At 38.6% G+C, this 25,607-nt stretch carries 24 protein-coding genes; 13 read left to right on the forward strand and 11 right to left on the reverse strand.

Going from position 1 to position 25,607, the window contains the following annotated elements:
• Nucleotides 1-6: 6 nt before the first annotated feature.
• Entirely contained in the window at nucleotides 7-783 is a 777-nt protein-coding gene (mlaE, locus tag CXF79_RS20685; RefSeq protein ID WP_011045264.1) for a lipid asymmetry maintenance ABC transporter permease subunit MlaE, read from the reverse strand.
• A 44-nt stretch (nucleotides 784-827) separates the two neighbouring features.
• On the reverse strand, nucleotides 828-1,640 hold the full coding sequence (gene mlaF / locus CXF79_RS20690) for a phospholipid ABC transporter ATP-binding protein MlaF (protein WP_101157604.1): 813 nt from the start codon (nucleotides 1,638-1,640) through the stop codon (nucleotides 828-830).
• A 266-nt stretch (nucleotides 1,641-1,906) separates the two neighbouring features.
• On the opposite strand from mlaF, the gene CXF79_RS20695 reads away from it, so the two are divergent.
• The 12 genes from CXF79_RS20695 to mgtE all read left to right on the forward strand — a co-directional run bounded on the left by CXF79_RS20695 (nucleotide 1,907) and on the right by mgtE (nucleotide 12,050).
• On the forward strand, nucleotides 1,907-2,887 hold the full coding sequence (locus CXF79_RS20695) for a calcium/sodium antiporter (RefSeq protein WP_101157606.1): 981 nt from the start codon (nucleotides 1,907-1,909) through the stop codon (nucleotides 2,885-2,887).
• 25 nt (nucleotides 2,888-2,912) lie between these two features.
• Entirely contained in the window at nucleotides 2,913-3,878 is a 966-nt protein-coding gene (locus tag CXF79_RS20700; RefSeq protein ID WP_011045267.1) for a KpsF/GutQ family sugar-phosphate isomerase, read from the forward strand.
• Nucleotides 3,878-4,423, forward strand: a complete 546-nt coding sequence (gene kdsC / locus CXF79_RS20705; protein ID WP_101157608.1) for a 3-deoxy-manno-octulosonate-8-phosphatase KdsC — start codon at nucleotides 3,878-3,880, stop codon at nucleotides 4,421-4,423. The genes CXF79_RS20700 and kdsC overlap by 1 nt, the downstream gene beginning before the upstream one ends.
• Nucleotides 4,420-4,989 (forward strand): LPS export ABC transporter periplasmic protein LptC, encoded by a 570-nt coding sequence (gene lptC, locus CXF79_RS20710; protein ID WP_011045269.1) that lies wholly within the window; start codon nucleotides 4,420-4,422, stop codon nucleotides 4,987-4,989. The genes kdsC and lptC overlap by 4 nt, the downstream gene beginning before the upstream one ends.
• Nucleotides 4,976-5,584, forward strand: a complete 609-nt coding sequence (gene lptA / locus CXF79_RS20715) for a lipopolysaccharide transport periplasmic protein LptA (RefSeq protein WP_232769269.1) — start codon at nucleotides 4,976-4,978, stop codon at nucleotides 5,582-5,584. The genes lptC and lptA overlap by 14 nt, the downstream gene beginning before the upstream one ends.
• Before the next feature lie 4 nt (nucleotides 5,585-5,588).
• Nucleotides 5,589-6,329: an LPS export ABC transporter ATP-binding protein gene (gene lptB, locus CXF79_RS20720; protein WP_011045271.1), complete on the forward strand. Its 741-nt coding sequence runs from the start codon at nucleotides 5,589-5,591 to the stop codon at nucleotides 6,327-6,329.
• Between the two features lie 107 nt (nucleotides 6,330-6,436).
• Complete coding sequence (locus CXF79_RS20725; protein ID WP_011045272.1) at nucleotides 6,437-7,954, forward strand: RNA polymerase factor sigma-54; 1,518 nt, start codon at nucleotides 6,437-6,439, stop codon at nucleotides 7,952-7,954.
• Nucleotides 7,955-7,980: 26 nt separating this feature from the next.
• Nucleotides 7,981-8,268, forward strand: coding sequence for a ribosome hibernation promoting factor (hpf, locus tag CXF79_RS20730; protein ID WP_011045273.1), 288 nt, complete (start codon nucleotides 7,981-7,983; stop codon nucleotides 8,266-8,268).
• A gap of 108 nt (nucleotides 8,269-8,376) precedes the next feature.
• Complete coding sequence (gene ptsN, locus CXF79_RS20735) at nucleotides 8,377-8,829, forward strand: PTS IIA-like nitrogen regulatory protein PtsN (RefSeq protein ID WP_011045274.1); 453 nt, start codon at nucleotides 8,377-8,379, stop codon at nucleotides 8,827-8,829.
• A gap of 235 nt (nucleotides 8,830-9,064) precedes the next feature.
• The gene (gene rapZ / locus CXF79_RS20740; RefSeq protein WP_011045275.1) at nucleotides 9,065-9,919 is read left to right on the forward strand and encodes an RNase adapter RapZ; all 855 of its coding nucleotides are present in this window, start codon (nucleotides 9,065-9,067) and stop codon (nucleotides 9,917-9,919) included.
• 15 nt (nucleotides 9,920-9,934) lie between these two features.
• Nucleotides 9,935-10,210 (forward strand): HPr family phosphocarrier protein, encoded by a 276-nt coding sequence (locus CXF79_RS20745; protein ID WP_011045276.1) that lies wholly within the window; start codon nucleotides 9,935-9,937, stop codon nucleotides 10,208-10,210.
• A 481-nt stretch (nucleotides 10,211-10,691) separates the two neighbouring features.
• Nucleotides 10,692-12,050, forward strand: a complete 1,359-nt coding sequence (gene mgtE / locus CXF79_RS20750) for a magnesium transporter (protein WP_011045278.1) — start codon at nucleotides 10,692-10,694, stop codon at nucleotides 12,048-12,050.
• Nucleotides 12,051-12,210: 160 nt separating this feature from the next.
• Here the strand turns inward: mgtE and pmbA are convergent, their stop codons facing one another.
• Nucleotides 12,211-13,572 (reverse strand): metalloprotease PmbA, encoded by a 1,362-nt coding sequence (gene pmbA, locus CXF79_RS20755; protein ID WP_101157610.1) that lies wholly within the window; start codon nucleotides 13,570-13,572, stop codon nucleotides 12,211-12,213.
• Between the two features lie 242 nt (nucleotides 13,573-13,814).
• Here pmbA and yjgA point away from each other — a divergent pair, with 242 nt between their 5' ends.
• Nucleotides 13,815-14,339 carry a ribosome biogenesis factor YjgA gene (gene yjgA / locus CXF79_RS20760; RefSeq protein ID WP_011045281.1) on the forward strand — a complete coding sequence of 175 codons (525 nt, stop codon included), beginning with the start codon at nucleotides 13,815-13,817 and terminating at the stop codon, nucleotides 14,337-14,339.
• A 66-nt stretch (nucleotides 14,340-14,405) separates the two neighbouring features.
• Here the strand turns inward: yjgA and tldD are convergent, their stop codons facing one another.
• The 8 genes from tldD to CXF79_RS20800 form a co-directional block, all read right to left on the reverse strand.
• The gene (tldD, locus tag CXF79_RS20765; RefSeq protein ID WP_011045282.1) at nucleotides 14,406-15,851 is read right to left on the reverse strand and encodes a metalloprotease TldD; all 1,446 of its coding nucleotides are present in this window, start codon (nucleotides 15,849-15,851) and stop codon (nucleotides 14,406-14,408) included.
• A 50-nt stretch (nucleotides 15,852-15,901) separates the two neighbouring features.
• A complete protein-coding gene (locus tag CXF79_RS20770) occupies nucleotides 15,902-16,723 on the reverse strand; it encodes a carbon-nitrogen hydrolase family protein (RefSeq protein ID WP_101157614.1) in 822 nt (273 codons plus the stop codon).
• Entirely contained in the window at nucleotides 16,716-20,687 is a 3,972-nt protein-coding gene (locus CXF79_RS20775; protein ID WP_101157616.1) for a YhdP family protein, read from the reverse strand. The genes CXF79_RS20770 and CXF79_RS20775 overlap by 8 nt, the downstream gene beginning before the upstream one ends.
• A 106-nt stretch (nucleotides 20,688-20,793) precedes the next feature.
• A complete protein-coding gene (rng, locus tag CXF79_RS20780) occupies nucleotides 20,794-22,251 on the reverse strand; it encodes a ribonuclease G (RefSeq protein WP_101157618.1) in 1,458 nt (485 codons plus the stop codon).
• 44 nt (nucleotides 22,252-22,295) lie between these two features.
• Complete coding sequence (locus CXF79_RS20785; RefSeq protein WP_101157620.1) at nucleotides 22,296-22,934, reverse strand: Maf family protein; 639 nt, start codon at nucleotides 22,932-22,934, stop codon at nucleotides 22,296-22,298.
• 38 nt (nucleotides 22,935-22,972) lie between these two features.
• Complete coding sequence (gene mreD / locus CXF79_RS20790; RefSeq protein WP_011045287.1) at nucleotides 22,973-23,452, reverse strand: rod shape-determining protein MreD; 480 nt, start codon at nucleotides 23,450-23,452, stop codon at nucleotides 22,973-22,975.
• Nucleotides 23,452-24,327, reverse strand: a complete 876-nt coding sequence (gene mreC / locus CXF79_RS20795) for a rod shape-determining protein MreC (RefSeq protein ID WP_101157622.1) — start codon at nucleotides 24,325-24,327, stop codon at nucleotides 23,452-23,454. Before mreC ends, mreD begins: the two co-directional genes overlap by 1 nt.
• A 214-nt stretch (nucleotides 24,328-24,541) precedes the next feature.
• Complete coding sequence (locus CXF79_RS20800) at nucleotides 24,542-25,585, reverse strand: rod shape-determining protein (RefSeq protein WP_011045290.1); 1,044 nt, start codon at nucleotides 25,583-25,585, stop codon at nucleotides 24,542-24,544.
• Nucleotides 25,586-25,607: the final 22 nt, after the last annotated feature.

Below are 25,607 nucleotides of genomic sequence, written 5' to 3' on the forward strand. Positions count from 1 at the left end.
CCTAAATTACTTGACGAACATTAATGCCGTTAAAATGAAATCCAAAAATAACACCAGTAATGATGATTGCACCACAGTTGAAGTAGTCGCTCGACTAATACCTTCAGAGGTAGGTTCACAATCATAGCCTTTGTATACGGCTATCCACATCACAACAAAAGCAAAAACAATACTTTTAATAATACCGTTGAGAATATCTTTTTGGAAGTCGACTTGATCTTGCATTACTGACCAAAAAGTACCGCCATCAACACCTAACCAATCCACACCAACAACATGAGCGCCAAGTATTCCTACCATAGAAAAAATAGCAGCTAACAGGGGTAAGCTAATAAATCCAGCCCAAAAACGCGGGGCAATTACTCGTCTTAATGGATCAATCGCCATCATCTCTAGACTTGATAATTGCTCAGTCGCTTTCATCAAACCTATTTCAGCGGTAAGTGCCGATCCTGCACGACCCGCAAATAACAGAGCGGCAACCACAGGGCCAAGCTCTCGTAATAACGACAGTGCAACCATAGGACCTAAACTAGCTTCCGCGCCATAACCCACAAGAATAGTATAGCCTTGTAAAGCCAAGACCATACCAATAAACGTACCTGACACCACGATAATCAACAAAGACAATACACCAACACTGTATAGCTGTTGCATCAGTAAAGGCGTGCCCTTGCGAATATTGGGTACATGCATTAACGCAGAGATCAACAAAATTACTGCGCGGCCTAGACCACTTATCATATTGAGCGTTTGTTTACCTAAAAACTGTATCTGCTGCACTATTTTCCGCCTTGAAACTGATTCATTTAATTAACTCTTTTTGACTATATTTTAATGAGTTCATCACTATAAGCTGGTGCTTCATAATGAAAAGGCACCGCGCCATCAGCTTCACCTTGAATAAACTGTTGTACTAGAGCAGAGCTATCTTGGCGTATTTGATCAGGTGTACCGTGGCCAATAATTTTCTTTTCAGCAACAATATAAATATAATCTGCGATGCTCATAACTTCAGGAACATCATGTGAAACCACTATAGAGGTTAACCCCAGCGCATCATTTAATGAACGTATTAACCGGACAATGACTCCCATAGAAATAGGGTCTTGGCCAGCAAAAGGTTCATCGTATAAAATGAGTTCAGGATCTAATGCAATAGCTCTTGCTAGTGCTACCCTACGGGCCATTCCTCCAGAAAGCTCACAGGGTTGTAAGTGCCTTGCACCTCGTAAACCAACAGCTTCAAGTTTCATCAAAACAATTTTTTCAATGATGGCTTCAGATAATTGGGTATGTTCTCTTATGGGGAAGGCGATATTATCGTAAACACTCATTTCAGTGAATAATGCTCCACTTTGAAAGAGCATGCTCATATCTTTACGGACTTCATATAAGTCAGCGCGCGATAACAAAGGGATATTTCTGCCTGCAAAAAATATATTGCCACTTTCAGGCTTTATTTGGCCACCAATCAAACGAAGTAAAGTCGTTTTACCAATACCACTCGGCCCCATAATAGCGGTAACTTTGCCTTTAGGAATAGACAAACTGATATCGTCATAAATCACCCGTTCACCTCGTTTAAAGGTCAGGTTTTCAATTTCAACCAAATTTTCTTCAAGTGCGGGATTTGTCATGGTTCAACGTCACTGTTGTTTATTGTCTGAATTTACAATAGGAATTCTTTTAATAGAGGTGATTTTACCTGAGCGGTAACAATTCTTCATTAGAAATAAACAAATAACAGCGCAATAAGTGTAAAAATTAGAGGTTAAATTGTAAGAAAGTGATCGTTTTTGCTCAAAAGTAAGACAAAAGAATATTATTTTCCTCCAGTTGACATTATTTACTTCTTTTTTGCCCAACAACCAGCGACAATTTACCCTTAACTTTGGAGTCATTAATGCTAGAACAAATAATTATATTACTCATTGCCCTTGTTGCTTTAGTTTGGAGTGCAGATAAGTTCGTTTTTGGTGCTTCATCATTAGCAAGAAACTTAGGTATTTCGCCAATGATAATTGGATTAACTATCGTTGCTATGGGTTCTTCAGCACCAGAAATGATGGTGGCTGCAACAGCATCAATGCAAGGTAACCCAGATACTGCCATTGGCAATGCTATTGGTTCAAACATTACCAATATTGCCTTGGTACTTGGTATTACCGCTTTACTACAACCGTTAACCGTTTCATCACAAACAATAAAGCGTGAAATCCCCCTTATATTAGCCGTTACCGCCTTAGGATATTGGTTACTTATCGATAATCACTTTAGTTTCATTGAAGGTATTATCTTGATATCTGGCTTTGCCATCTACATTATTACACTCCTTGTTATCACGTTGAAGAAAACAAAGGGTAAACCCAGTGATGATCCGTTGATTATTGAGGCAGAACAAGATGTTGCCGCCGCCGTCAGTATGAAGTTATCTTTAATTTGGCTGGGTGTTGGAATCATTTTATTACCATTGAGCGCGAGCTTTTTGGTTGATTCTTCTGTATATATTGCTAAGGCTTATGGTATTAGTGACTTAGTTATAGGCTTAACTATTATAGCGATAGGTACCAGTTTACCTGAGCTCGCCGCTAGCATTATGAGCATCATTAAAAAAGAAGATGATTTAGCATTAGGCAATATAATAGGCTCTAACATTTTTAACATTTTAGCTGTTCTCCCAATAGCCGGTCTAATAGCTCCTGGTAATATTGACGCTTTAGCTGCCAGCAGAGATGCGCCTTATATGTTAGGTATTACTTTGCTGCTATTTATCTTATGTTTTAGTCGTCGCTTAGGTGCATTTAGAATTACTCGTGCCAAGGGTGCATTATTACTGTTAAGCTTTATCGCTTATCAGGTATTACTTTTTAGTCAATTGTCATAATAAAGGCTGCTGTTAATTAATCATTATGAAAAATTTCAAAGAATTAGCAAAAAACGTTATTGAGATTGAACAGCAAGCCATCGCTGAACTAGTACAGTTTATTGATGATAACTTTGAACTTGCCTGTCAACTCATGTTTCATTGCAAAGGACGAGTAATCGTCATTGGCATGGGTAAATCAGGTCATATTGGTGGTAAAATAGCGGCTACACTTGCTAGTACTGGCACACCATCATTTTTTGTTCACCCTGGAGAAGCTAGTCATGGCGATCTAGGCATGGTCACTAGCAATGATGTGGTTTTAACCATTTCTAATTCGGGTGAAACTAGTGAAGTACTTGCTATTATTCCGGTTATAAAACGCATCGGTGCTAAATTAATTTCTATGACTGGCAACACTGAATCTACCTTAGCTAAATTAGCCGATACCCATGTTTGCATTAAAGTATCGGCTGAAGCTTGTCCTCTTGGTTTAACGCCAACATCAAGTACCACGGCAACCCTAGTAATGGGTGATGCATTAGCCGTTGCTTTACTCAACGCGCGTGATTTTACCGCAGAGGATTTCGCTTTATCTCACCCTGGTGGCAGTTTAGGCAAACGTCTATTACTGCGCCTAAGCGACATTATGCATAAAGACGATCGCGTACCTATGATTTCGGAAAATGCTCTTATCAAAGACGCCTTAGTTGAAATGTCCTTAAAAGGCCTGGGCATGACTGCTATAGTTAATGAACAACAACAACTAGTCGGTTTATTTACTGATGGTGATCTTCGCAGGGTATTAGACAATAGGATAGATATCCACAGTGAAAGTATTAACACAGTAATGACCCATAACCCTAGTGTAGCGCAGAGTGATATGCTTGCCGCACAGGCGCTAAAAATAATGGAAGATAAAAAAATAAACGGCCTTATCATTGTCGATAGCAACAATATACCTGTAGGTGCAATGAATATGCACGACTTCTTAAGTTCCGGAGTACTTTAATGAATACCCTATATGGCAATGTAGAACACAACGTTTTAGCTAAAGCGCAACAAATAAAGTTACTGGTATGTGATGTCGATGGTGTATTTTCTGATGGCAGAATTTATTTAGGCAATGATGGTGAAGAGCTAAAAGCTTTTCATACAAAAGATGGTTTTGGCATTAAGGCCTTAGGTGCTAGTGGCGTTGATGTTGCGATTATTACGGGAAGAACTTCAGCTATCGTTGAGTATCGTATGAAAGCATTAAATGTTGCACATATTATTCAAGGCCAAGAAGATAAGTTACCTGCATTAATTGATTTAATTGAACAATTAAACATTACTATTGAAGAGGTAGCGTACATTGGTGATGATGTACCTGATTTACCTTGTATTGAAGCCGTTGGCTTAGGCATTAGTGTTTCCGATGGACATCCTTTAGTTCTTCGTTCTGCCAATTATACCACTTTTACTCGTGGTGGATTTGGCGCCGTAAGAGAGACATGTGATTTGATCATGCAAAGCCAAAATAGCTTAGACAATGCATCAGGCGCCAGTATATGAATCGATTAAATAGCCTAGCGCTATTTGTCTTACTGCTTAGTGCGCTAATTTATGGCATTATTGAATGGCGTAGTGCATCAATAGAACAAGATACTTTAATTGTTGATGAGCAACGTCCGGATTTTATTGCTGAGCAGCTAGAAAGTAAAATCTATAGTGACTTAGGGCAACTCTCCCACACTATTGAAGCAGAAAGAATGGAGCATTACTCTGATTTGGAAGTCAGTTACTTTGAATTGCCGAATTACACATTATATCCGCAAAAAGAAGGCCAGCCATGGAAGGTCAGTGCGCAAGAAGCGACACTTTACAAAGACAACCGTGTAGAGCTAAAGAATCAAGTACATATTAAAGCGACAGAAATTGACGGCTTAATAAAAGAGATTCACTGCAAAACAATAGCATTAGATTTAAAAACCAATATCATTAGTTCAGAGCAATCAGTTGTTGTGGTGGGAAGAGATTTCACCATGTACGGCTCAGGATTAATTATCGATTTAAACACAAAAAAAATGACCTTAATCCAGCATGAACGTACTATTTATAAAAAACATGATGAAAGTTAATTTAATTAAAAAAACAGTTTCAGTTTTAGCCGTAGCCTCAAGTTTACTCTTTGTCAGTAACGCTTTGGCGGCAATAAAAGATTTGGAACAGGAAATAATTATAGTCGCTGAAAGTCAAGATGCCGATCTAAAAAATAAAATTATCAGTTATTTAGATAATGTTATTATTCGTCAAGGCTCTATTTCTATTACCGCCGATGTAGTTAAAGTCTTTAGTCAAGTTAATAAGAAGAATGATGAAAAAAATGAAACTTATTTGGCAAAAGGCAAACCTGCTATATTCGAGCAACAACTAGAAGATGGTAGCTTAATTACCTTGCAGGCAGATGAAATAACCTATAGCCCTAACTCGAATACAATCATTATTTCAGGTAATGCCCTAGTCAAGCAAGCTGGAAGTGAAGTCAGTGGTAATGAAATAACTTATAATACTGTCAGTGAAAAACTACAAGCACGGAGCGCTAATAATCAGCCTGTTACTACTATTTTACAACCAACGGTACTCAAGAAACAGAAAGAGACTTACGAAAAATCTAAAGAAGAAAAACCAACTGACAAGGTAGTAGAAAAAGAAGGCGACAGTAGTGACAACTAACACAGTGAAAACAACACCTGTAAATACACTGATTGCCGATGGTTTATCGAAGTCTTATAAAAGTAGACAAGTCGTTAAGAATGTTAGTTTGCAAGTTGACGCAGGACAAATAGTTGGCTTATTAGGCCCCAATGGCGCCGGAAAAACCACATCCTTTTATATGATTGTTGGCTTAGTCCCCAATGACAATGGCTCGATCAAACTCAACGGTCAAGACCTTACCCTTGCTCCTATGCATGAAAGAGCCCGAAGCGGTATTGGCTATTTACCTCAAGAAGCCTCAATTTTTAGAAAGCTAACTGTTTCTGATAATATTATGGCGATATTACAAACACGTAAAGAGCTTAGTGAAACCCAGCGCGCTGAGAAACTTGAAAATTTATTAGAAGAGTTTCACATTTGTCATATCAAAGACAATACCGGCATGAGCTTATCCGGTGGCGAAAGACGAAGAGTTGAAATTGCCCGAGCACTCGCTGCAGATCCTCAATTTATTTTATTAGATGAGCCCTTTGCTGGTGTTGACCCAATTTCGGTTGGCGACATTAAAAAAATCATCTTACACTTAAAGCAGCGAGGCATAGGTATCTTGATCACAGACCATAATGTGAGAGAAACATTAGACGTTTGTGAGCATGCTTATATAGTTAGTCATGGTGAAATTATTGCGCAAGGTAATGCAGATCAAATTCTTGCTAATCAAAAAGTCAGAGATGTATACCTTGGCGAACAATTCACGCTATAGTAAAGCGATAGGCTAGTATATTTAGCCAGAATGCTTAATAGAATAGTAGTTACCCATTGTAATAGCGTAACTACTAAGAATAATAAATAGGAAATCATATAACCTAGATGCGCCCTACACTACAGCTCCGTATTGGACAACACTTAACAATGACTCCACAATTGCAACAAGCTATTAAGCTGTTGCAATTGTCTACGTTAGAGTTACAACAAGAAATTCAAGAAGTTTTAGAGAGCAATCCATTACTTGAACTTGATGAAAAAGCTCAAAGTGATAATTCAAGTGAACAAAATAATCTTGAAGAAGCCTTTTCATCCAATACTAATGAAGAAAAAACGGATCAACCTGCGGGTGATGGTAGTGAAGAACAGCAGGCCAGTATTGACGAAATCAGTACTACTGAGGCGATGGAAAAAAGTGATATACCAGAAGAACTAAATATAGATACTACTTGGGAAGAAAGCTACAGTGCTGGGGTATCAAATACTGGCGCAGTAAGTAGCCCTGCTGATGACTACACCTATCAGGGTGAAACCACTGATTCCATTCAAGATCATTTATTATGGCAAATGGAATTAACCCCTTTCAGCGATACTGATAAAACCATCGCAATTGCTATTATAGAAGCAGTCGATGACGCCGGTTATTTAACTGTATCACCAGAAGATATCTTAGAGAGTGTTGGCACTGAAGGGCTCGAGCTTGATGAAGTAGAAGCCGTATTAAAACGTATTAATATGTTTGATCCTATTGGTGTCGCAGCTCGCTCCATTCCTGATTGCTTACTTATTCAATTAAATCAATTTAGTGCTGATACCCCTTACCTGAAAGAAAGTAAATTAATAATCAACGACCATATCGATCTACTTGGTAATCGAGACTATCGCCAGTTAATGCGTAAAACCAAATTAAAAGAAGATCAGCTACGTGAAGTGATGCGTTTAATTCAAAGCTTGAACCCTCGTCCGGGTGATGCGGTAATTAAAGGCGATGACCAGTATGTTATTCCAGATGTTTCTGTTGAGAAAAAAAATGGCCGTTGGGTCGTTGAATTAAATTCTGATACTGCACCTAAATTGTCGATTAATAAACAGTATGCGGCAATGTCTAAAACAATGAAGTCGTCAACTGATGATGGACAATTTATTAGATCCAACTTGCAAGAAGCTAAATGGTTTATTAAGAGTTTAGAATCTCGCAATGACACACTACTTAAAGTGTCCAATTGTATTGTTCAACGCCAGCAAGGTTTTTTAGAACATGGTGCTGAAGCCATGAGACCTATGGTACTAAACGATATAGCTGAAGCTGTTGATATGCACGAATCCACCATCTCACGTGTTACAACACAAAAGTATATGCACACGCCAAGAGGCATCTTTGAACTCAAGTACTTCTTCTCTAGTCATGTCAGTACAGAGAATGGTGGTGAATGTTCATCTACAGCAATTCGTTCTTTGATTAAAAAACTTATCTTAGCGGAAACACCTGCTAAACCGTTAAGTGATAGTAAAATGGCTAACTTATTAGCTGAGCAGGGAATAAAAGTGGCACGACGTACAATTGCTAAATATCGAGAATCATTAGCGATACCACCGTCAAATCAACGTAAGAGTTTACTTTAGAAGACTACAATAAAAGGATCATGTTTATGCAAATTAATCTTTCTGGACACCATGTTGAAGTAACTAGTTCATTGCGCGAATATGTCGATACAAAATTCTCAAAATTAGAACGACATTTTGATCACATTAATAATGTCCATGTTGTACTTACCGTAGAAAAGCTTAATCAAAAAGCTGAAGCTAATGTTCATATGAATGGCAGTGAAGTATTTGCTTCTGCAGTCAACACCGATATGTATGCCTCTATTGATACCTTAGTTGATAAACTTGATAGGCAGATTCTTAAGTATAAAGCTAAGGTTTCTCATCATTAAGTTGAGTTAGCCCGAAAGACCGCTTTAAAGTAATTAAAGCCTATTAAAGCAGGCGTCCTGAGCTAAATGATTTAGCGTAAGTGGCGCCTTAAAACCATTAACACGATTATGCAATTATCCGAAATATTAACAACAAGCTGTACTAGTTGTGATGTAGCAGTAACCAGTAAAAAACGTATTCTAGAAAGAATTTGTCAACTCGCTGCGATTCAAATAACTGATATAGAGCAAGATGAACTATTAGATAGTTTACTCAATAGAGAAAAAATGGGTAGCACTGGTATAGGTAACGGTATTGCGATCCCACATGGTCGATTGCCCAATACAAGTAAAGCTGTTGCGGTGTTAATAACAACAGAAAAGGCAATCGATTTTGATGCCATAGATAATAGAGACGTAGATATTTTTGTTGCCTTATTTGTGCCCGAAAATAGCTGCCAAGAACATTTAGATACGCTACAAAATATTGCTAAACTATTTAGTGATAAAAAGATGATCAAGCAAGTACGAAAATGCAATGATAATCAGGCACTCTATAACTTAATTCAACAAGCAAGCTAGCAATATATATACCCAAGCCACTTGAAGCTGTGTGTTTCAGGACCGCTGAGCATAAGCGGCTCAGGGGCCGCCATAGGGCTGGTTTAGAAACGCTTTATGCTACGTTATTGATTTCGACAAGAGAATAACTATTCTCTTCAATCAATGTCTTGCCTAAAGGCGTTTCTAATTCCAGTTGAAACCTGCATCTTCATGTGGCTTGGGTATAAGTTGCCGCGCATTCGGAATAGTATAAATGAAATTAATCATTGTTAGTGGTCGCTCAGGCTCAGGTAAATCGGTTGCACTAAGAGTTTTAGAAGATCTTGGTTATTATTGTGTAGACAACATCCCTATTAATCTTCTGCCGGCATTAACCCATACTGTTATCAATGACTATGAAAACGTTGCGGTAAGTCTCGATGTTCGAAACTTACCGAAAGACCCAGAAGATATCCCAGAAATTATTGCTTATTTACCTAAAGCAGTAGACGTTAACACGTTATTTTTAGATGCCGATGATAATGACTTAATCAGACGCTTTAGTGAAACACGCCGTTTGCATCCCCTTATTAAAGAGAATATGGCACTTGATCAAGCAATTGCTTTAGAAAAATCATTACTCGAGCCTATATCTACTAATGCCGATCTATATATAAATACCAGTCAACTTAGCCCTCATCAATTGGCTGATTTAGTCAGAGAGCGGATTTTAGGTAAAAAAACAGGCTCTATGGTATTAGTATTTGAATCGTTTGGTTTTAAACACGGTATTCCTGTTGATGCTGATTATGTATTTGACGCTAGATTCTTACCTAATCCATTTTGGGAAAAATCACTCAAAGGTCAAACAGGCGTCGATCAAGAAGTAAAAGACTTTCTTGCCAGCCAAGCTATAGTGACTAAGTTTATTTGGCAAATTAACAGTTTTATGATGACTTGGTTACCACATCTAGAACGAAATAATCGTAGCTATGTCACTATAGCCATTGGTTGTACTGGTGGTAAGCATAGATCTGTTTATATCGCTGAGATGTTAGCTAAAAACTTCCGTAAAGAGCGTGATGATATACAAACGCATCATAGAGATATTGATATTAAATCTACCTAATAAGTGAGCACAACAGTGAATGTTATCTCTCAACAAGTGACCATTTGTAATAAATTGGGTTTACACGCTCGTGCCGCAACTAAATTAGCGCAATTAAGCCAAAAATTTGCCGCGAAAATCACCCTAGAATTAGCCGGTAAAGAAGCCGACGCTGGTAGTATTATGGCGCTAATGTTACTAGCAGGTGGTCAAGGAAAAATGGTAAATATCACCGCACAAGGCAAAGACGCACAGTTGGCACTCGCTGAAATATGCCAACTTATTTCTGATAAGTTCGACGAAGCTGAATAAAAAAGACTATATAAAAGCTCCCTTCATAAGATAAAAAAGCTGATAAAACCACTAAGTTACGATAAACTTAAGCCGACTTTCAGCTGTTTTCCAAAGAAAGCTGTTATTCTTTTCATCAATAATAATACCAAGTGGACCAATTTATTGCCCACTTAGCGAGAATGAAAAGGCTTAGGGGTAAGGCATTAATTGAAGAGAATGGTAATTTCCTTGTCAATATAAATAACGATGCATGTAAGCCTTTGCCTTTATTAGGTACTCGCCCTTTGGGAACTCATTAGCAAACTGATATCATCATAAAATTAATGAAATGTAGAATAACTATATTTAAATAATTTCACTTGTTCTAAGCTCGCTAATGTAGTTCTAAGTTGTACAATTAATTAGTCCAATAGGTATGACCCTCCGTTTCGCGACGTTCTCAGCGATACACTCTTTAGAGGGTTTTCTGTGCACTATACATTACAGAAGCAGAGTCGCTATGCCAGAAATATCAGAACAAGAGTATAACCAACAAAGATTACAACAAGTCAACGAAGCACTTGGCAGTGGTATGTTCGTCTACGTGCGAAAACTATTACAGCACATGCCTGCTTATGATTTAGCCCTTATTTTAGAGTCTTCTACTGCTAAAAGCCGCCCAGTATTATGGCAACTTATTGATCCTGACTTTCACGGTGAAGTACTTGAAGAGCTTAATGAAGAAGTTCGTAAAGGTATTCTTAAAAGCATGCGACCTGAAAAGCTTGCTGCTGTTGCCGAAGGCATGGATATTGATGATTTAGCTGAAGTTTTCCGTACCCTACCAGACAGTATTTATAATGAAGTACTGAACTCGATGGACTCGCAAGACCGTAGTCGTGTCGAAACAGCATTATCTTACGAGGAAGACACTGCTGGTGGTATGATGAATACCGATACTATCACCTTACGTCCGGACGTAACGGTTGATGTGGTATTACGGTACTTACGCCTTAAGGGTGACCTTCCTGACGCAACCGACTCTTTCTATGTTGTTGATCGTAACAATAAATTTATTGGCGCAGTATCACTAGCAGCAATCGTAACAGCTAAAGCAGAGGCCATTGTCTCTAGTTTGATTAATGCTGAAGTTGAAGCGGTGCAAGCTGAGTTGGGCGAGCAAGATGTTGCGCAACTTTTTGAACGTCATGATTGGTTTTCTGCACCCGTTGTTGATGACGCAGGCCACTTACTAGGTCGTATTACCATTGATGATGTCATCGATATCATTCGTGAAAATGCAGAACACTCCATGATGAGTATGGCTGGTTTAGATGATGAGGCAGATACCTTTGCTCCCGTCATTAAAAGTACTAAACAGCGTTCATTATGGCTTGGTGTTAACCTGATTACCGCATTAATGGCGGTTGCTGTTACCAGTATGTTTGAGGGTGTTTTTCAACAACTAGCCATTTTGGCGGTATTAAATTCTTTAGTTCCGAGCATGGGCGGTGTTGCTGGTAATCAAACCTTAACGCTTGTTATTCGTGGTATGGCGCTAGGTCATGTCGGTGACAGTAACGCTCGCGCACTGCTCAGTAAAGAAGTCGCTATTGGTTTTTTAAATGGTATTATTTGGGCGACGTTAATTGCGACTGTAGTAGCGATTTGGAAGCAGGATCTAATGCTTGGCGGCGTGATTGCATTCGCTATGCTGATGAACATGACTGCAGCCGGGCTTGCTGGTGTAAGTATTCCGTTGTTATTAAAACGCCTCAATATAGACCCTGCGCTTGCAGGCAGCGTTATTATCACCACGGTAACTGATGTTGTAGGTATTTTCGCATTTTTAGGAACCGCTACGCTCTTACTAACCTAGTTATGTTTACCTAGTGCATTACCAAATAGAAACACCTAATTTTATCTTTAAAAAAGCGTTATCAATCGCAAAATTGATAACGCTTTTTTATGAATCACTTTACTAGTAACTAAACTAAGAATAATAGTAATAGTAATAGTAATAGTAATAACTTTAGTTTTTAATGTCCGGCAACTTGCAACTCATCAATTAAAATAGAGCCAGTACGGATACTGCCACGCATATCCACATCAGAGCCAACAGCGACAATCCCCTTAAACATCTGAGCTAAATTACCAGCGATGGTAATTTCACTTACTGGGTAGGCTATTTCACCATTTTCTACCCAAAATCCTGACGCGCCACGTGAGTAATCGCCATTAACAACATTTACTCCTTGCCCCATTAACTCAGTAACCAATAAACCTGTGCCTAAGGTTTTTAACATAGCGTCAAAACTGCCATCATGTCCTTGGGCATCTACCAACCAGTTATGAATGCCGCCAGCATGGCCCGTTGTCGTTAATCCTAGCTTACGAGCCGAGTAACTGGTTAACAAGTAAGTTTGCAATGCTCCTTGGCTAATAATCTCACGATCTTGCGTTAATACACCTTCACTATCAAATGCACTACTCGCCAACGCCTTGGCAATATGCGGTCTTTCACTAATATTCAAAAATTTAGGAAAAACATCTTTACCAATCTCATCAAGTAAGAAAGATGATTTACGATATAGATTTCCACCACTAATAGCTGCGATAAAATGTCCCCAAATAGTATTCGCAATATCAGATCTAAATAGTACTGGTACTTTACCTGTTGGGATTGTTTGAGGCTTTAAACGTGACAAAACTTCTTGGGAGGCCTGTAGACCAACATTTTTAGCGCTTTCTAACAAAGAGAACTCACGATTAACCGTGTATGCATAGTCACGTTCCATGTCATCACCATCACTGGCAATCATCACACAACTTAAGCTATGACGGGTACTTGGGTAACCCACTAACTGTCCATGACTATTTCCATAGACCTTAAAACCAGCAAAGGTATCAAAGCTAGCACCATCTGAATTACTCACTCGTGGATCAACGGCTAAGGCGTTTTCCTCACATTCTTTGGCGAGTTCGATTGCTTCTTCAGTGCTAATTTCATGAGGGTGATATAAATCTAAATCAATTGGCTGCATTGCCAGAAGCGACTTATCTGCTAGACCTGAACAATCATCTACCGAGGTATATTTAGCAATGTTTACTGCTGCGGTAACTGTTTTAAGTAATGCTTGCTCTGACAAATCCGCTGTAGAAGCGCTGCCTTTACGGCCTTCACGGTAAACAGTGATACCTAAACCACCGTCGTTGGTAAATTCAACATTTTCCACTTCACCCATGCGTGTACTGACACTTAAACCTTGTTGACGGCTCATAGCAACTTCAGCACCGTCTGCGCCAAGTGATTTAGCGAGTTCAAGTACGGTGGCAACACGTTCTTTCACTTCACTAAGTTGTTTAGTTATTGGATCATGCGATTTAGAGGCTAAGGTCATATTGGTTTCTACTTTCTCTTTTCTTTTTAAGGAGTAATAAGGCTTCAATAGCGACCTAGAATGTAGGGGCTGTTGAACACTTAAGATTATTTTTATTGTTTCTGCTTAGTTCACACGGCTCGTCGTGATTAAAGTACTCTCACTCGAACAAGGTTTGACCGCAAAAGATCAACAGCCTCAATTAATTTAGTGATATAATAAGGGTAATTATAATTTATTTTAACATGGTATTAGACATTATTATGCCCCAGTCAGCCAACGATATCGACGAATCTTCAGAAGAAATGGAAGAAGAGTTAAAAAGTAAAAGCGAAGTAAAGCGTGAAATGCATAAATTACAAGATTTTGCACAGAGCTTAATAGAAATGTCTAAGCATCAACGAAGTCGCTTACCTTTAAGTGAAGACATAAAAGATGCGATGATTTTAGCTGATAAGATCAGCAATAAACATGAAGCTTTACGTCGTCATATTCGTCACACCGCTAGAATACTTTTGGAAACCGACCTTGAGCCCATTCATCATGCTATTGAGGTTATGGCTAATAAACATCAACAAGAAACGGCAAAGTTTGTTCGTTTAGAAGCGATTAGAGATGAATTAATTGATCAGGGAAATGACGCTGTTGAAGCTTTGATTACTGAATTTCCACAAATCGAACGCCAAAAAATTAAGCAGTTGATTCGCCATGCAGCAAAAGAGAAAAAAGCGGAGAAATTAGGTAAGCACTATAAAAATCTTTTCACTTACCTAAAAGAAAATGCTTAAATAAAACAGTGAATATCAGCAAGTATTTTGGATATTAATACTTGCTGATGTATTCAAATTAACTCATTACTGCGTACCACCGATAGTCATCTCATCAACTTTTAACGTAGGTTGACCAACACCTACAGGTATACTTTGACCATCTTTACCACAAACACCAACACCCGCATCAAGTTTTAAATCATTACCGACCATACTGATCCGTTTCATTGCCTCAGGTCCATTACCTATTAGCGTAGCGCCTTTAACTGGTGACGTTATTTTACCATCCTCAATTAAGTAGGCTTCTGAACTGGTAAAAACAAACTTCCCTGAAGTAATATCTACCTGTCCACCCGCAAAGTTTGGAGCATAAATACCTTTTTTAACCGACTTAATAATATCTTCAGGACTAGACTCCCCTGCTAACATATACGTATTAGTCATTCGTGGCATAGGTAAGTGCGCATACGATTCACGTCGACCGTTACCTGTTGGTTTCACGCCCATTAAGCCAGCATTATGCTTATCTTGCATGTAGCCTTTTAATATGCCTTTTTCGATCAACACATTATATTGTCCAGGCGTTCCTTCGTCATCAATAGATATTGAACCGCGACGATTGGCTAATGTACCATCATCAACAATGGTACAAAGCTCAGAAGTCACTTGTTGACCAACTTTACCTGAGAACGCTGAAGAGCCTTTACGGTTAAAGTCACCTTCTAAACCATGCCCTACTGCTTCATGTAGTAACACACCAGGCCAACCTGCGCCTAATACCACAGGAAAAGTACCAGCAGGGGCTTCAATGGCGACTAAGTTAACTAATGCTTGTCTAACAGATTCTTCAGCATAAGCAAGGTAACGTGGTTTGTTATCTCCCGCTTCAACTTCAAAAAAGTAACTGTAATCTGTACGAGCACCACCACCAGCACTTGCGCGCTCACGTTTGCCGTTTTCTTCCACCAATACTGAACAATTTAAGCGAACTAATGGACGAATATCTGTACCAAAAGTGCCATCACTTGCACTCACTAAAATAGTTTCATAAACACCTGATATACTGGCAATAACCTGCTTAACACGGCTATCAACTTGGCGCGCATGTGCTTCAACTTGATGTAATAAATCAATTTTTTGCTCTTGCGTTAAACTGCCAAGTGGTTCAACAGATTGATAAACTTCAATAGGTGATTGACGGCTAAACGCTTTAACGCTTGCACCAGTACCGCTATCTGCAATACCTTTTGCCGCATCTGCCGCTTTTTGAAGTGCTTCAGGGGTAATATCATCTGAATAAGCAAAGCCTGTTTTTTCGCCTGAAATGGCTCTTACGCCAACACCACGTTCAATGTTATATGAACCTTCTTTGACAATACCATCTTCTAGAACCCAGGTTTCATGCTGACTCGCTTGAAAATAAAAATCAGCATAATCAACTTGTCGTCCCATCATACTGTTTAGGGTTTTTGACAACATTTCTTCATCAATATGACTATCACTTAATAAGGATTTTTCAACTATATTCATTAGGTCTTAGCTCTACTTCTATGTTCTTTAATTATAATCAAATTGCTGCTTTATTTATTCAGCGGCGAGTTCAAAGGCATGCTTTGACGTATGCGTGTTAATTCTTCGGAGTGATAGTCGATTGAAATATAACCTTCACCCGTTTCAATACTTTGTTCAATTTCGCCCCAAGGGTTAATGATCATTGAATGCCCCCAAGTTTCGCGACCATTTTCATGAACGCCTTCTTGCCCTGCTGCTACAATATAAACTTGATTTTCAATAGCCCTTGCTTGCAATAATGTTTGCCAATGTGCTTTGCCCGTTACTCTTGTAAAGGCACTAGGTACGGTAATAATGTCAGCGCCCGCAATCGATAGTTGCTGAAACAAATTGGGAAACCGCAAATCGAAGCAAACTGATAGCCCAATATTAGCGAATTCGGTATTAACCATGCTTATTTCTTTACCCGCTTGAGTATAGCGAGATTCACAATAGCTCTTGGTGCTATCGCTGACATTAACATCGAATAAATGAATTTTATCGTATTGCCCTATCAACTCTCCCTCGGGATTGAAAACACAACTGCTATTAGTAAATTTAGTTGAAGATGTCGATAAAATAGGGATAGTGCCAGCAACTAAGTAAACTTTAAATTTTTTGGCAAGCTCTCCAAGCGCTAAGCAAAGGTCATTGCCTGTGGCTGATGCTATTGCCAAATCCAATTGTTCACTGTCTTTACTACCAAAATACAAGCAACACTCAGGCAGTACGACTAAATGCTGAACGTCCTCTTGGTTAGCAGTAATTTTAGATAGCAACTCAGCTATCTTAGCAAGGTTCGTTTCGACGTTAGCTGCTGATGATAACTGTATTGCACTCAATTTAACCATCGGTTGCTTTATCCTTTTTAGATGTAGAGGGTGTTTCTATAATTGACTCATCTTGTTTAGCATCTTCGGTCGGTACTACGCCCTCGATACTAATATTTTTACTTTTACGATCAACTTCTTTGAAGTCAGGATTATCGACCGTGCCCGTTAGCTCAAACTTAAATTCAGAGACTACTTGAGACCTAACAACTTGATCGATAGCTACCCCAGCAAGAAAAGTTACTGGATTTAAAGAGGTAGCGATCCAAGCTAACACTGGTAAGCTTGAAGTTAGGTTAGGTTTATAAGACATTTCGTAATCAAGCTCACCGGTGACCAAGTTGGTATTACCTGTCATAAACAAGTTACCTGCGGTGCCATTCATTTTAGTATTATCGGTAGTTAACAATCCCTGATCTAATTGATAGTTTCCTTTGATATTACTATAAAACATACCATCACTAAAAATATCACGAAAATCGAGGGTTAACTTACGTACCAAAGATTGTAAGCTCAACACTGAGAAAATACGTGCTGAGTCACTTACATCCGCTAAATAGCCATCATCTAGTCGTCCATTAACCGTGCCGTTTAAGTGGCTAAGCATAAAATCATGCAAACCTCCTTCCCAGTTTAGGTTTACATCAATTTTTGCGCCACTGTCTTTAATAATTGATTCATAACCTGCTGCTTTTAATTCTGCTTCTACATCATCCACCGACAGATTACCAACTAAGGTAGTTATTGATGCTTGCTCATTATGAAGCCAACTGCCGTCTAGATTTAATGATGTTTTATTTCGTTTTGCAGTAAAGTTTTTAAATTCAATCGTCTGTTGATCAATACGTTTAATATTTACATCAACCTCCCCTAAATTCACTAAACCAATGACACAACGATCACAATGAAATTTTAACGGTGGGATTTCAGCAAAAATAATATCATTTTCTGCTCTATCTGGTTGTTGGTTTATTACTGCAACAGTTGCCTCTATATCGGTGTTTTCTTTCTCCTGAGGAAAAGTTAAAAACTCAGCATTAATATCCAAACCTTGCACTAACCAATCAGGATAAATCTTTATTTGGCTACGCGTTTCTTTAGCATTGAGTTGTAATAACCACCATTGCGGTTTATCTAATAAATTAAAAGAAACATTGTTAAGCTCCTGCCCCAAGAGACTCAACTGACCAATAGATCCTCTAATCCTTTTGGGCTTAGCTAAAAAAGGAATTGAGTTTACTTGCTCTACACTCTTTAAGTTGTCTTGCTCGGCATCAGTTGATGGTTGATTAATGCTATCAAGAATATTACTAATTAATGGCTGCCATTTCGAAAAATCCACTTGAGCTAATTTGGTGGTGATATGAAAACCATCTCCAGGTAAAGCCATAGAGCCTTCACCTAACATTAAATTGGCACGGGTAAACGCAACATTTTGGTGTTCAAGCACTCCAGAAAAATGCATTTTGTCACCGTAATTTAATACAACATTAGACTGTTCTTTATCGCCATTAATTTTTACAGATAGAGCATTTTCTTGATTCGCGTCACGCTGATAAGGTGCTGGTAATAAAAGTCGGGTTTCGTTTAATTCAGTGTCAAAATTTGCTGAGTAAGAAAAACCTCCCTGATGATGTTGATGTAGCGATAATGAACCTTGCCACGGCAGCTCACCTTGCGTATATCGACGTAATTTTTCAGGGACAAAGGACAGCCACGTAGACTCTTGCCATAACGCGGCTAAGTTAATATCAGTATCATAGTAATCAGCTTTATCCATACCAGATATATCAAGGGTAATGGGTAACCCTTGCCACATCAGTTGTAAGTTTTTAGTGCTAATTTTATCGTTACTAAAAATGAACTGTCCTTGTACTTCAGTAAAGTCCATCTGAGGTGCTTGCAAGCCAACTTTGTTATTATCAAAGTTAATAAGGCCCCTTGCCAATGCTTGTTCATTATTATTAAGTGGTAGGTTTAGGTGAAACTCGCCAGTGACCTCACCGCTAATTTGCAACTGTTCTAACGCACTACCAACACTATCTTTAAATGGGCTTTGATTTATCAAATCACCAATATAACGCGTTTGAGTTGGCTTTATTTCAGCATCTACTGTTAAAATTTGACCATTTGCTAAATCAGCAATACCTGCACGAACCCCTGTTACGTCAAGGCCAGTTAGCTCTCCACCCCGCCCTGTTATTAACATAGAATTGTTAGTAAAATTTAAATTGGCAACAAAGTCAGTTATCGCAGGCCAGTTATCTACAAATTTAAACTCTGATTTACTCAACTCGGCATCAACGACAAAAATACCGCTGCCATCGGTGAACGGAAAACGACTAATAGGTCCATTAATCAATACTTGCGCATCTTCAACCCGACCTGAAACAACAGCCGCATTTAAGTAATTAACTAAATTTTCACTCATGATTGGTAAAGGTAAGTAACGCCCCACTAATCCAGCATTACCATTGGAGACATTAGCTAACAACGCTAACCTAACTTCGCCATCAATCGGTGCTTCAACGTTAACTTGCGCTGATAAATTAATTTCTTTTGACAGAAAATCTAATTCTTCAACGGTTAATGTCCAACCTTTATCATCAAATACAGCATTTAGTTGCCCTGAAAGCTTTTGATAAGGAAAAGCTTGAACAAACAATTTATCAAAATCTAGCCTACCTTGCTCTGCATCAAAATCTACTGATAAATAATTATCAGCATAACTGAGGTTGCCAGAGACATTTTCTAGACCAGGAATACCGTGACTATAGCTATTATTAAACCCAGAAAAGTTTGTCGCTATTTGCAGTGTGTTATTTTGATTACGAATAAATAGATCTTCAATTTTTCCCGTTAAGGTCATCTCAGATAGTAAATTGCGGGTTTCTTGTTTTTCAACAATCAAAGGTGTTAGTTGGGCCAGCATAGCAACATCAATTTCAGATAGATGTAATGAAAAATCATTTGCTTGTTTCGCTAACATAACAGTAAATTGTTGCGGTGGCGTATCATTAAGTCGCAATGCTAACGGTGTACTGTAGAGTATCAAGCTTCGATCGGCTTTACCTTTGACGAGTAATAATTGCCCTTGCTCTAATGTTAACGTTTGTTTTTTATTCTCAAACTGCCAATGCATGCTGCTATCTGAAAAATCAATTTTTAAACGGTCAATATCACTGTTATTAATGTGTAACCAAGCAGAGAAATTAATATCCGTTTTGGTTTTGTCGTCTTCGAGCACTAAAACATCATCTAACCAAGGCGTTATATCAATCTGGTTTGCTTGTAAGTACACTTTTCCAGTAAGTGCACTGCCTTTATTACCTTGTAGGTCTAATTTCAAGTGCAAGTTGTTTGAACTCAAGCCGTTGAGCACCACACTGCCCTCCGCTTGATGGCGCTCACCTGTGTTTAACCAACGTAGCTGGTTTAATCTTATACTGCGTGTAATTGATTCATTACGCACCGTGACTTGACTATCTCGTATAGAGAATCGCTTGATACGGTTTAAAAAAAGGTCACTAATAACTTCAATATCATCAGCTTCATCATCTTTTTTCACTGTACCTGAGCTATCTTTATCTTCTTTACCTATCCATAATTTTTCCGAGACATTGACTATTGCACCAGAAAGAAGAAGATTTTTTGAAATTAAATTTTGTTCTGTGAGTGTTCTCCAAAAATCAACTTGCATTTCAAGTTGCTCGATAAATACAGAAGCTCTTTCTGTCTCAAGCACTTGAACATCACCAATAATCAGGATGGGTCCTGACCTTTGCCAGGTCATACTTAACGTACCAATAACGATATTAGTTTGAGATATTTCGTTTAAGTAATTTTGTAAGGGAAGTTTATAATTATGGACATAAGGTAAAAACAAACGAAAAGCACTAATTATTACCGCTAACAACACTAACAAAATAGCTATTGTTTTATAAAGGCGGTTTAGCCAACGATTCGAAGTACTTACAATGCTCATTAAAACTTAGCGTGTCCTATATTTGTTATGATGTATACCCGTTATCAATCAAGATGCAGGTTTCAGAGTGCACTCTGAATGGCAGCGGGTATATTGCATAGGGCCATTACATCATAACAACATCAAATTGTTCTTGATTATACATGGGTTCGGCTTGTACTTTAATCAACTTCCCAATAAAAACTTCAACTTCAGCTAAGTTATGATATTCATCATTAACCAGCGAATTACTCACTGCAGTTGACGCATAAACGGTGAACTTATCGGCATCATGAGCACGATTTACACGTACAATTTCTCTGAGTACTTCAAAACAAACTGTTTCTACTGTTTTTAGATGACCACGACCTGTACAAAGTGGGCATTCACCACATAATACGTGCTCTAAGCTTTCACGTGTTCTTTGTCGTGTCATTTCAACTAAACCAAGCGCTGAAAAACCATGAAGACTATATTTAACCTTGTCTTTGCTCATTGCCATATCTAGGCTATGCAATACGCGACGTTTATGATCGTCATTATGCATATCAATAAAATCGACAATAATAATACCACCTAGGTTTCTCAACCTTAGTTGCCTCGCGATAACTTGTGTCGCTTCAATATTGGTACTAAATATGGTATCAGCTAAGTTACGATGCCCAACAAAAGCACCGGTATTTATATCAATAGTAGTCATCGCTTCGGTTTGATCAATAATTAAATAACCACCCGATTTAAGTTCAATTTTGCGATGTAGAGCTCGCTGAATTTCTCGTTCAACAGAGAACAGATCAAAAATAGGTAACTCACCTGGATAATATTCTAATAAAGGTGTCAACTCAGGTACAAATTCTTCAGTAAAAACGGTTAATTCTTGAAAAGTCAGATTAGAATCAATACGAATACGCTCAAGATTAATACCGACAAAATCCCTTAACACTCGAAAAGATAAAGAGAGATCTTGATAAAGAGGTAAATTAGTTTGCTTACGCTGTTTGCGCGCTAACACCTTATGCCATACTCGACGTAAAAATTCAGCATCATGTTGGAGATCTAACTCATCAGCACCTTCACCCGCAGTACGAACTATAAATCCTTGTTGCTCATCGCAATAAGGGGTAACGATATCTTTTAAACGATCTCGCTCTTTAGGATTTTCAATACGTAAGGATATGCCCGCATGTTGGGAGTTAGGCATTAATACCAGATAACGTGACGCAATTGTGATATCTGTTGTTAAACGCGCTCCTTTTGAGCCAAGCGGATCTTTAACCACCTGTACCATGATGTGTTGACCTTCGTGTACTAAAGATCGAATGTCAGGTACTTGATCAGTTTCTTCTTTTAAGATGAGTTTGCTATTAATATCTGAAGCATGTAGAAATGCTGCTTTATCAAGATTAATATCGACAAAGGCTGCTTGCATGCCTGGTAAAACACGAATGACTTTACCTAAATAGATATTACCAACAATGCCACGTTTTGCTTGTCGCTCTATATGCACTTCTTGCAGTGAGCCATTTTCGATCAAAGCAACACGTGTTTCGCTAGGTGTAACGTTGATTAATAATTCAGCACTCATAAATATCCTTTAGTTCAAACAATAGTTCAAAAATCAGTTGAAAATTATTTCGTATGAATACTGCCAACAAAACCAGCGTTAGCCAGTAATTGAGCGGTTTCATATAGTGGTAAACCAACGACAGCGGAATAACTACCATTAATGGTTTTAACAAATTGTCCTGCGATGCCCTGAATGCCGTAACTTCCCGCCTTATCTTGGGGCTCGCCGGTCAACCAGTAAGCTGAAATTTCAGCCTTCGTTAATGTTTTAAAAGTGACTTCAGTGGTAATAACTTGACCCTTGACACCCTCATGACTCACAAGCGCAATAGCCGTTAATACTTGATGCTGGTTACCTGATAATAGCGACAAAGTGTCAATGCAGTCTTCTTCATTATCTGGTTTTCCTAGTATTTCACCATTAAATACCACACTGGTATCTGAACCTAAGACACAACTATTTAGTTGTTCGGCTTCCGGTAATAAATCTAGAACATGTTGAGCTTTCTGTTTTGCTAAGCGTAGTACATAGTCATACGCTGTTTCAGCTTTTTCTACTGTTTCATCGATATCACTTGCCTGAACAGAAAATTGATAGCCCAATTGCGCTAATAACTCTCTTCGTCTAGGCGATTGCGAGGCTAATATCAGCTTTTGACTCGTACTGGTGGAATTAACTATTTCGTTGGTCATAAAAATCATTCACTACTGTTATAGTTAGCCCTTGAGAAAGTGTGGAGTTATTCAATGCGGAAATGACGGCGGACACGGCGTAATAATAAAAACACCCATGGCCAAAGTACAATCGTAGTTATCACTGGGTATAAATAATTAGGTAAGAATACAACATCACTTAAGAAGCGTTGCAACCAAAAAACAACAAGGTGGTATTGCGCAGAGAGTACGCCAATAATGAGTGCTTGTTGCCAAACGGAGAAATTTCTAATTTTTTGAAAATTAACTACAACAATATAAACAGATAAAGCCATCGCACAAGCATGAACACCCAGCACAGAGCCAAGTAAAACATCAAGGATAAAGCCCATCACCCACGCAGTAAAAATATTTATTTTATTAGGTAATGCTAAGCACCAGTAAACCAAAACAATAAGCACCCAATCAGGGCGAAAGGCGTCAACGCTTAATGGCATAGGAGTGATACTTGCCATCAAAGCAATTAATAGGGTGAGGAAAATAATAAAACCATTATTGCTAAACATTATGATTTTCCTACCGTTGTTTTCTTGGTGGTTAATGGGGACGCAGGCTTAACAGCTTCATCCTTCGAAAGTAGAAGCATATAGCGTAATCGATCAATTTGAGCGACAGGCACACTATAAATAGTCGCAAATTCTCGTGACTCGTCGGCACGCACAAAAACAACACGGGAAACAGGATAACCTTCAGGATACTTACCACCTAAGCCTGAAGTAACTAATAAATCACCTTCTTTCACGTCAGCGCTATGTGGAACAAAGTTATGAATAAGTCGATCAATTTGACCACTGCCCGAAGCTATGAGCCTTAAGCCATTTCGTTGAATACGTACAGGAATAGCATGAGATATATCGCTGATCAAGATCACACGAGAGCTGCTTACACCCACATGTAATATTTGCCCAACAATACCTTTTTCATCAAGTACTGGCTGACCTTCGTAGACACCATCATTGGCGCCGCGATTAATCACCACTTGGTGAGAATAAGGGTCACTATCAACGGATAATATTTCGGCAAACATTTTTTTGATTTCACCACGAACGGGTGAAGAAAGTAATGAGCGTAATCGTTCATTTTCTTGACGTACAATACTTAACTGCATCACTTGTTCATGAAAGAACAGCTCATTTTCTCGAAAGTTTTGATTTTCTTCCATGAGCTGCTGACGAATAACTATATTTTCTGAAGCCCAAGTCATCATTTGCTTGGGTGCATTAGCCATATATTGCAACGGACTAACTAGGGATTGTAAATAACCACGCGCGGTTTCAAAACTCGCCATTTTATGGTCGAAAAAAATCAAGGCCACCGAACAGCAAAGCACCAAGATAAGTCGGTGCGCTGGGGATGTGCCTTGATTAAAAATTGGGTTCATATAAGTTACAAGCTTGAGCGATAAGGTTTTGATGCTATAAAGAGAACATAGTTCAACGATATAGCAACATAACTTTCAATCAATAATTTATTCAAAGCCATTTAGTTCAAGTACAAGGAAAAAGCACGGAGTTGACGTTAGTCAATGAGTACTATTAACGCAGTAATTGGGCTTAATGGACAAGAAAAAATATTGACTCTATTCGTAGGAGACTTTACTCATATGAAAAAAGATCGCCACCATGCATATCAATCATCTCTAATGCTTTACCGCCACCACGAGCAACACACGTTAATGGATCATCAGCAACCACAACTGGAATACCTGTTTCTTCCATTAATAAACGGTCAATATCTTTTAATAAAGCGCCACCGCCGGTTAACACCATACCTCGTTCAGAGATATCAGACGCCAGCTCTGGTGGAGATTGCTCTAATGCCACCATAATAGCACTAACAATACCTGATAATGGCTCTTGCAGTGCTTCTAAAATTTCGTTGCTGTTTAAAGTAAAACTACGAGGAACACCTTCAGCAAGATTACGACCACGTACTTCAATTTCAATTAATTCTTCACCTGGGTAGGCAGAACCAATCTCATGTTTAATGCGCTCAGCAGTGGCTTCACCAATTAAGCTACCAAAGTTACGACGAACATAGTTGATAATAGCTTCATCAAATTTATCGCCACCAATACGTACTGATGAAGAATAAACCACACCGTTCAGTGAAATAATACCAACTTCGGTAGTACCGCCGCCTATATCTACAACCATTGAACCCGTTGCTTCTGACACAGGCATACCAGCACCAATAGCGGCAGCCATTGGTTCATCAATCAAATAGACTTCACGAGCACCTGCCCCCATCGCTGATTCACGAATGGCACGACGTTCAACTTGAGTAGAACCACAAGGAACACACACTAAAACTCTTGGGCTAGGACGTAAGAAATTATTGCTATGCACTTGTTTTATAAAGTGTTGTAACATTTTTTCAGTAACAAAGAAGTTAGCAATTACGCCATCTTTCATCGGACGAATAGCTTCAATATTACCCGGCGTTCTACCTAACATAGCTTTTGCTGCAACACCTACGGCTGCAACACTTTTCGAGCCGCCAGAACGGTCTTGACGAATAGCTACTACAGAAGGCTCGTTTAATACAATACCTTGGTCTTTTACATAAATAAGTGTATTGGCGGTACCTAAATCGATAGAAAGATCGTTAGAAAACATGCCGCGTATTTTTTTAAACATAAGCTCAAAATGTCCTGTGAAG

This window comes from Colwellia sp. Bg11-28 (genome assembly GCF_002836245.1).
In the GTDB taxonomy this organism is placed as follows: domain Bacteria; phylum Pseudomonadota; class Gammaproteobacteria; order Enterobacterales; family Alteromonadaceae; genus Colwellia; species Colwellia psychrerythraea_A.

Coding starts and splice junctions, on each gene's coding strand:
- rapZ (WP_011045275.1), top strand. CDS start 9,065: ATGAAATTAATCATTGTTAGTGGTCGCTCAGGCTCAGGTAAATCGGTT.
- hpf (WP_011045273.1), top strand. CDS start 7,981: ATGCAAATTAATCTTTCTGGACACCATGTTGAAGTAACTAGTTCATTG.
- CXF79_RS20695 (WP_101157606.1), top strand. CDS start 1,907: ATGCTAGAACAAATAATTATATTACTCATTGCCCTTGTTGCTTTAGTT.
- CXF79_RS20700 (WP_011045267.1), top strand. CDS start 2,913: ATGAAAAATTTCAAAGAATTAGCAAAAAACGTTATTGAGATTGAACAG.
- ptsN (WP_011045274.1), top strand. CDS start 8,377: ATGCAATTATCCGAAATATTAACAACAAGCTGTACTAGTTGTGATGTA.
- CXF79_RS20770 (WP_101157614.1), bottom strand. CDS start 16,723: ATGGTTAAATTGAGTGCAATACAGTTATCATCAGCAGCTAACGTCGAA.
- mreD (WP_011045287.1), bottom strand. CDS start 23,452: ATGTTTAGCAATAATGGTTTTATTATTTTCCTCACCCTATTAATTGCT.
- mreC (WP_101157622.1), bottom strand. CDS start 24,327: ATGAACCCAATTTTTAATCAAGGCACATCCCCAGCGCACCGACTTATC.
- mlaF (WP_101157604.1), bottom strand. CDS start 1,640: ATGACAAATCCCGCACTTGAAGAAAATTTGGTTGAAATTGAAAACCTG.
- CXF79_RS20800 (WP_011045290.1), bottom strand. CDS start 25,585: ATGTTTAAAAAAATACGCGGCATGTTTTCTAACGATCTTTCTATCGAT.
- CXF79_RS20725 (WP_011045272.1), top strand. CDS start 6,437: ATGCGCCCTACACTACAGCTCCGTATTGGACAACACTTAACAATGACT.
- yjgA (WP_011045281.1), top strand. CDS start 13,815: ATGCCCCAGTCAGCCAACGATATCGACGAATCTTCAGAAGAAATGGAA.
- lptA (WP_232769269.1), top strand. CDS start 4,976: ATGATGAAAGTTAATTTAATTAAAAAAACAGTTTCAGTTTTAGCCGTA.
- kdsC (WP_101157608.1), top strand. CDS start 3,878: ATGAATACCCTATATGGCAATGTAGAACACAACGTTTTAGCTAAAGCG.
- rng (WP_101157618.1), bottom strand. CDS start 22,251: ATGAGTGCTGAATTATTAATCAACGTTACACCTAGCGAAACACGTGTT.
- pmbA (WP_101157610.1), bottom strand. CDS start 13,572: ATGACCTTAGCCTCTAAATCGCATGATCCAATAACTAAACAACTTAGT.
- CXF79_RS20785 (WP_101157620.1), bottom strand. CDS start 22,934: ATGATTTTTATGACCAACGAAATAGTTAATTCCACCAGTACGAGTCAA.
- tldD (WP_011045282.1), bottom strand. CDS start 15,851: ATGAATATAGTTGAAAAATCCTTATTAAGTGATAGTCATATTGATGAA.
- CXF79_RS20775 (WP_101157616.1), bottom strand. CDS start 20,687: ATGAGCATTGTAAGTACTTCGAATCGTTGGCTAAACCGCCTTTATAAA.
- mgtE (WP_011045278.1), top strand. CDS start 10,692: ATGCCAGAAATATCAGAACAAGAGTATAACCAACAAAGATTACAACAA.
- lptC (WP_011045269.1), top strand. CDS start 4,420: ATGAATCGATTAAATAGCCTAGCGCTATTTGTCTTACTGCTTAGTGCG.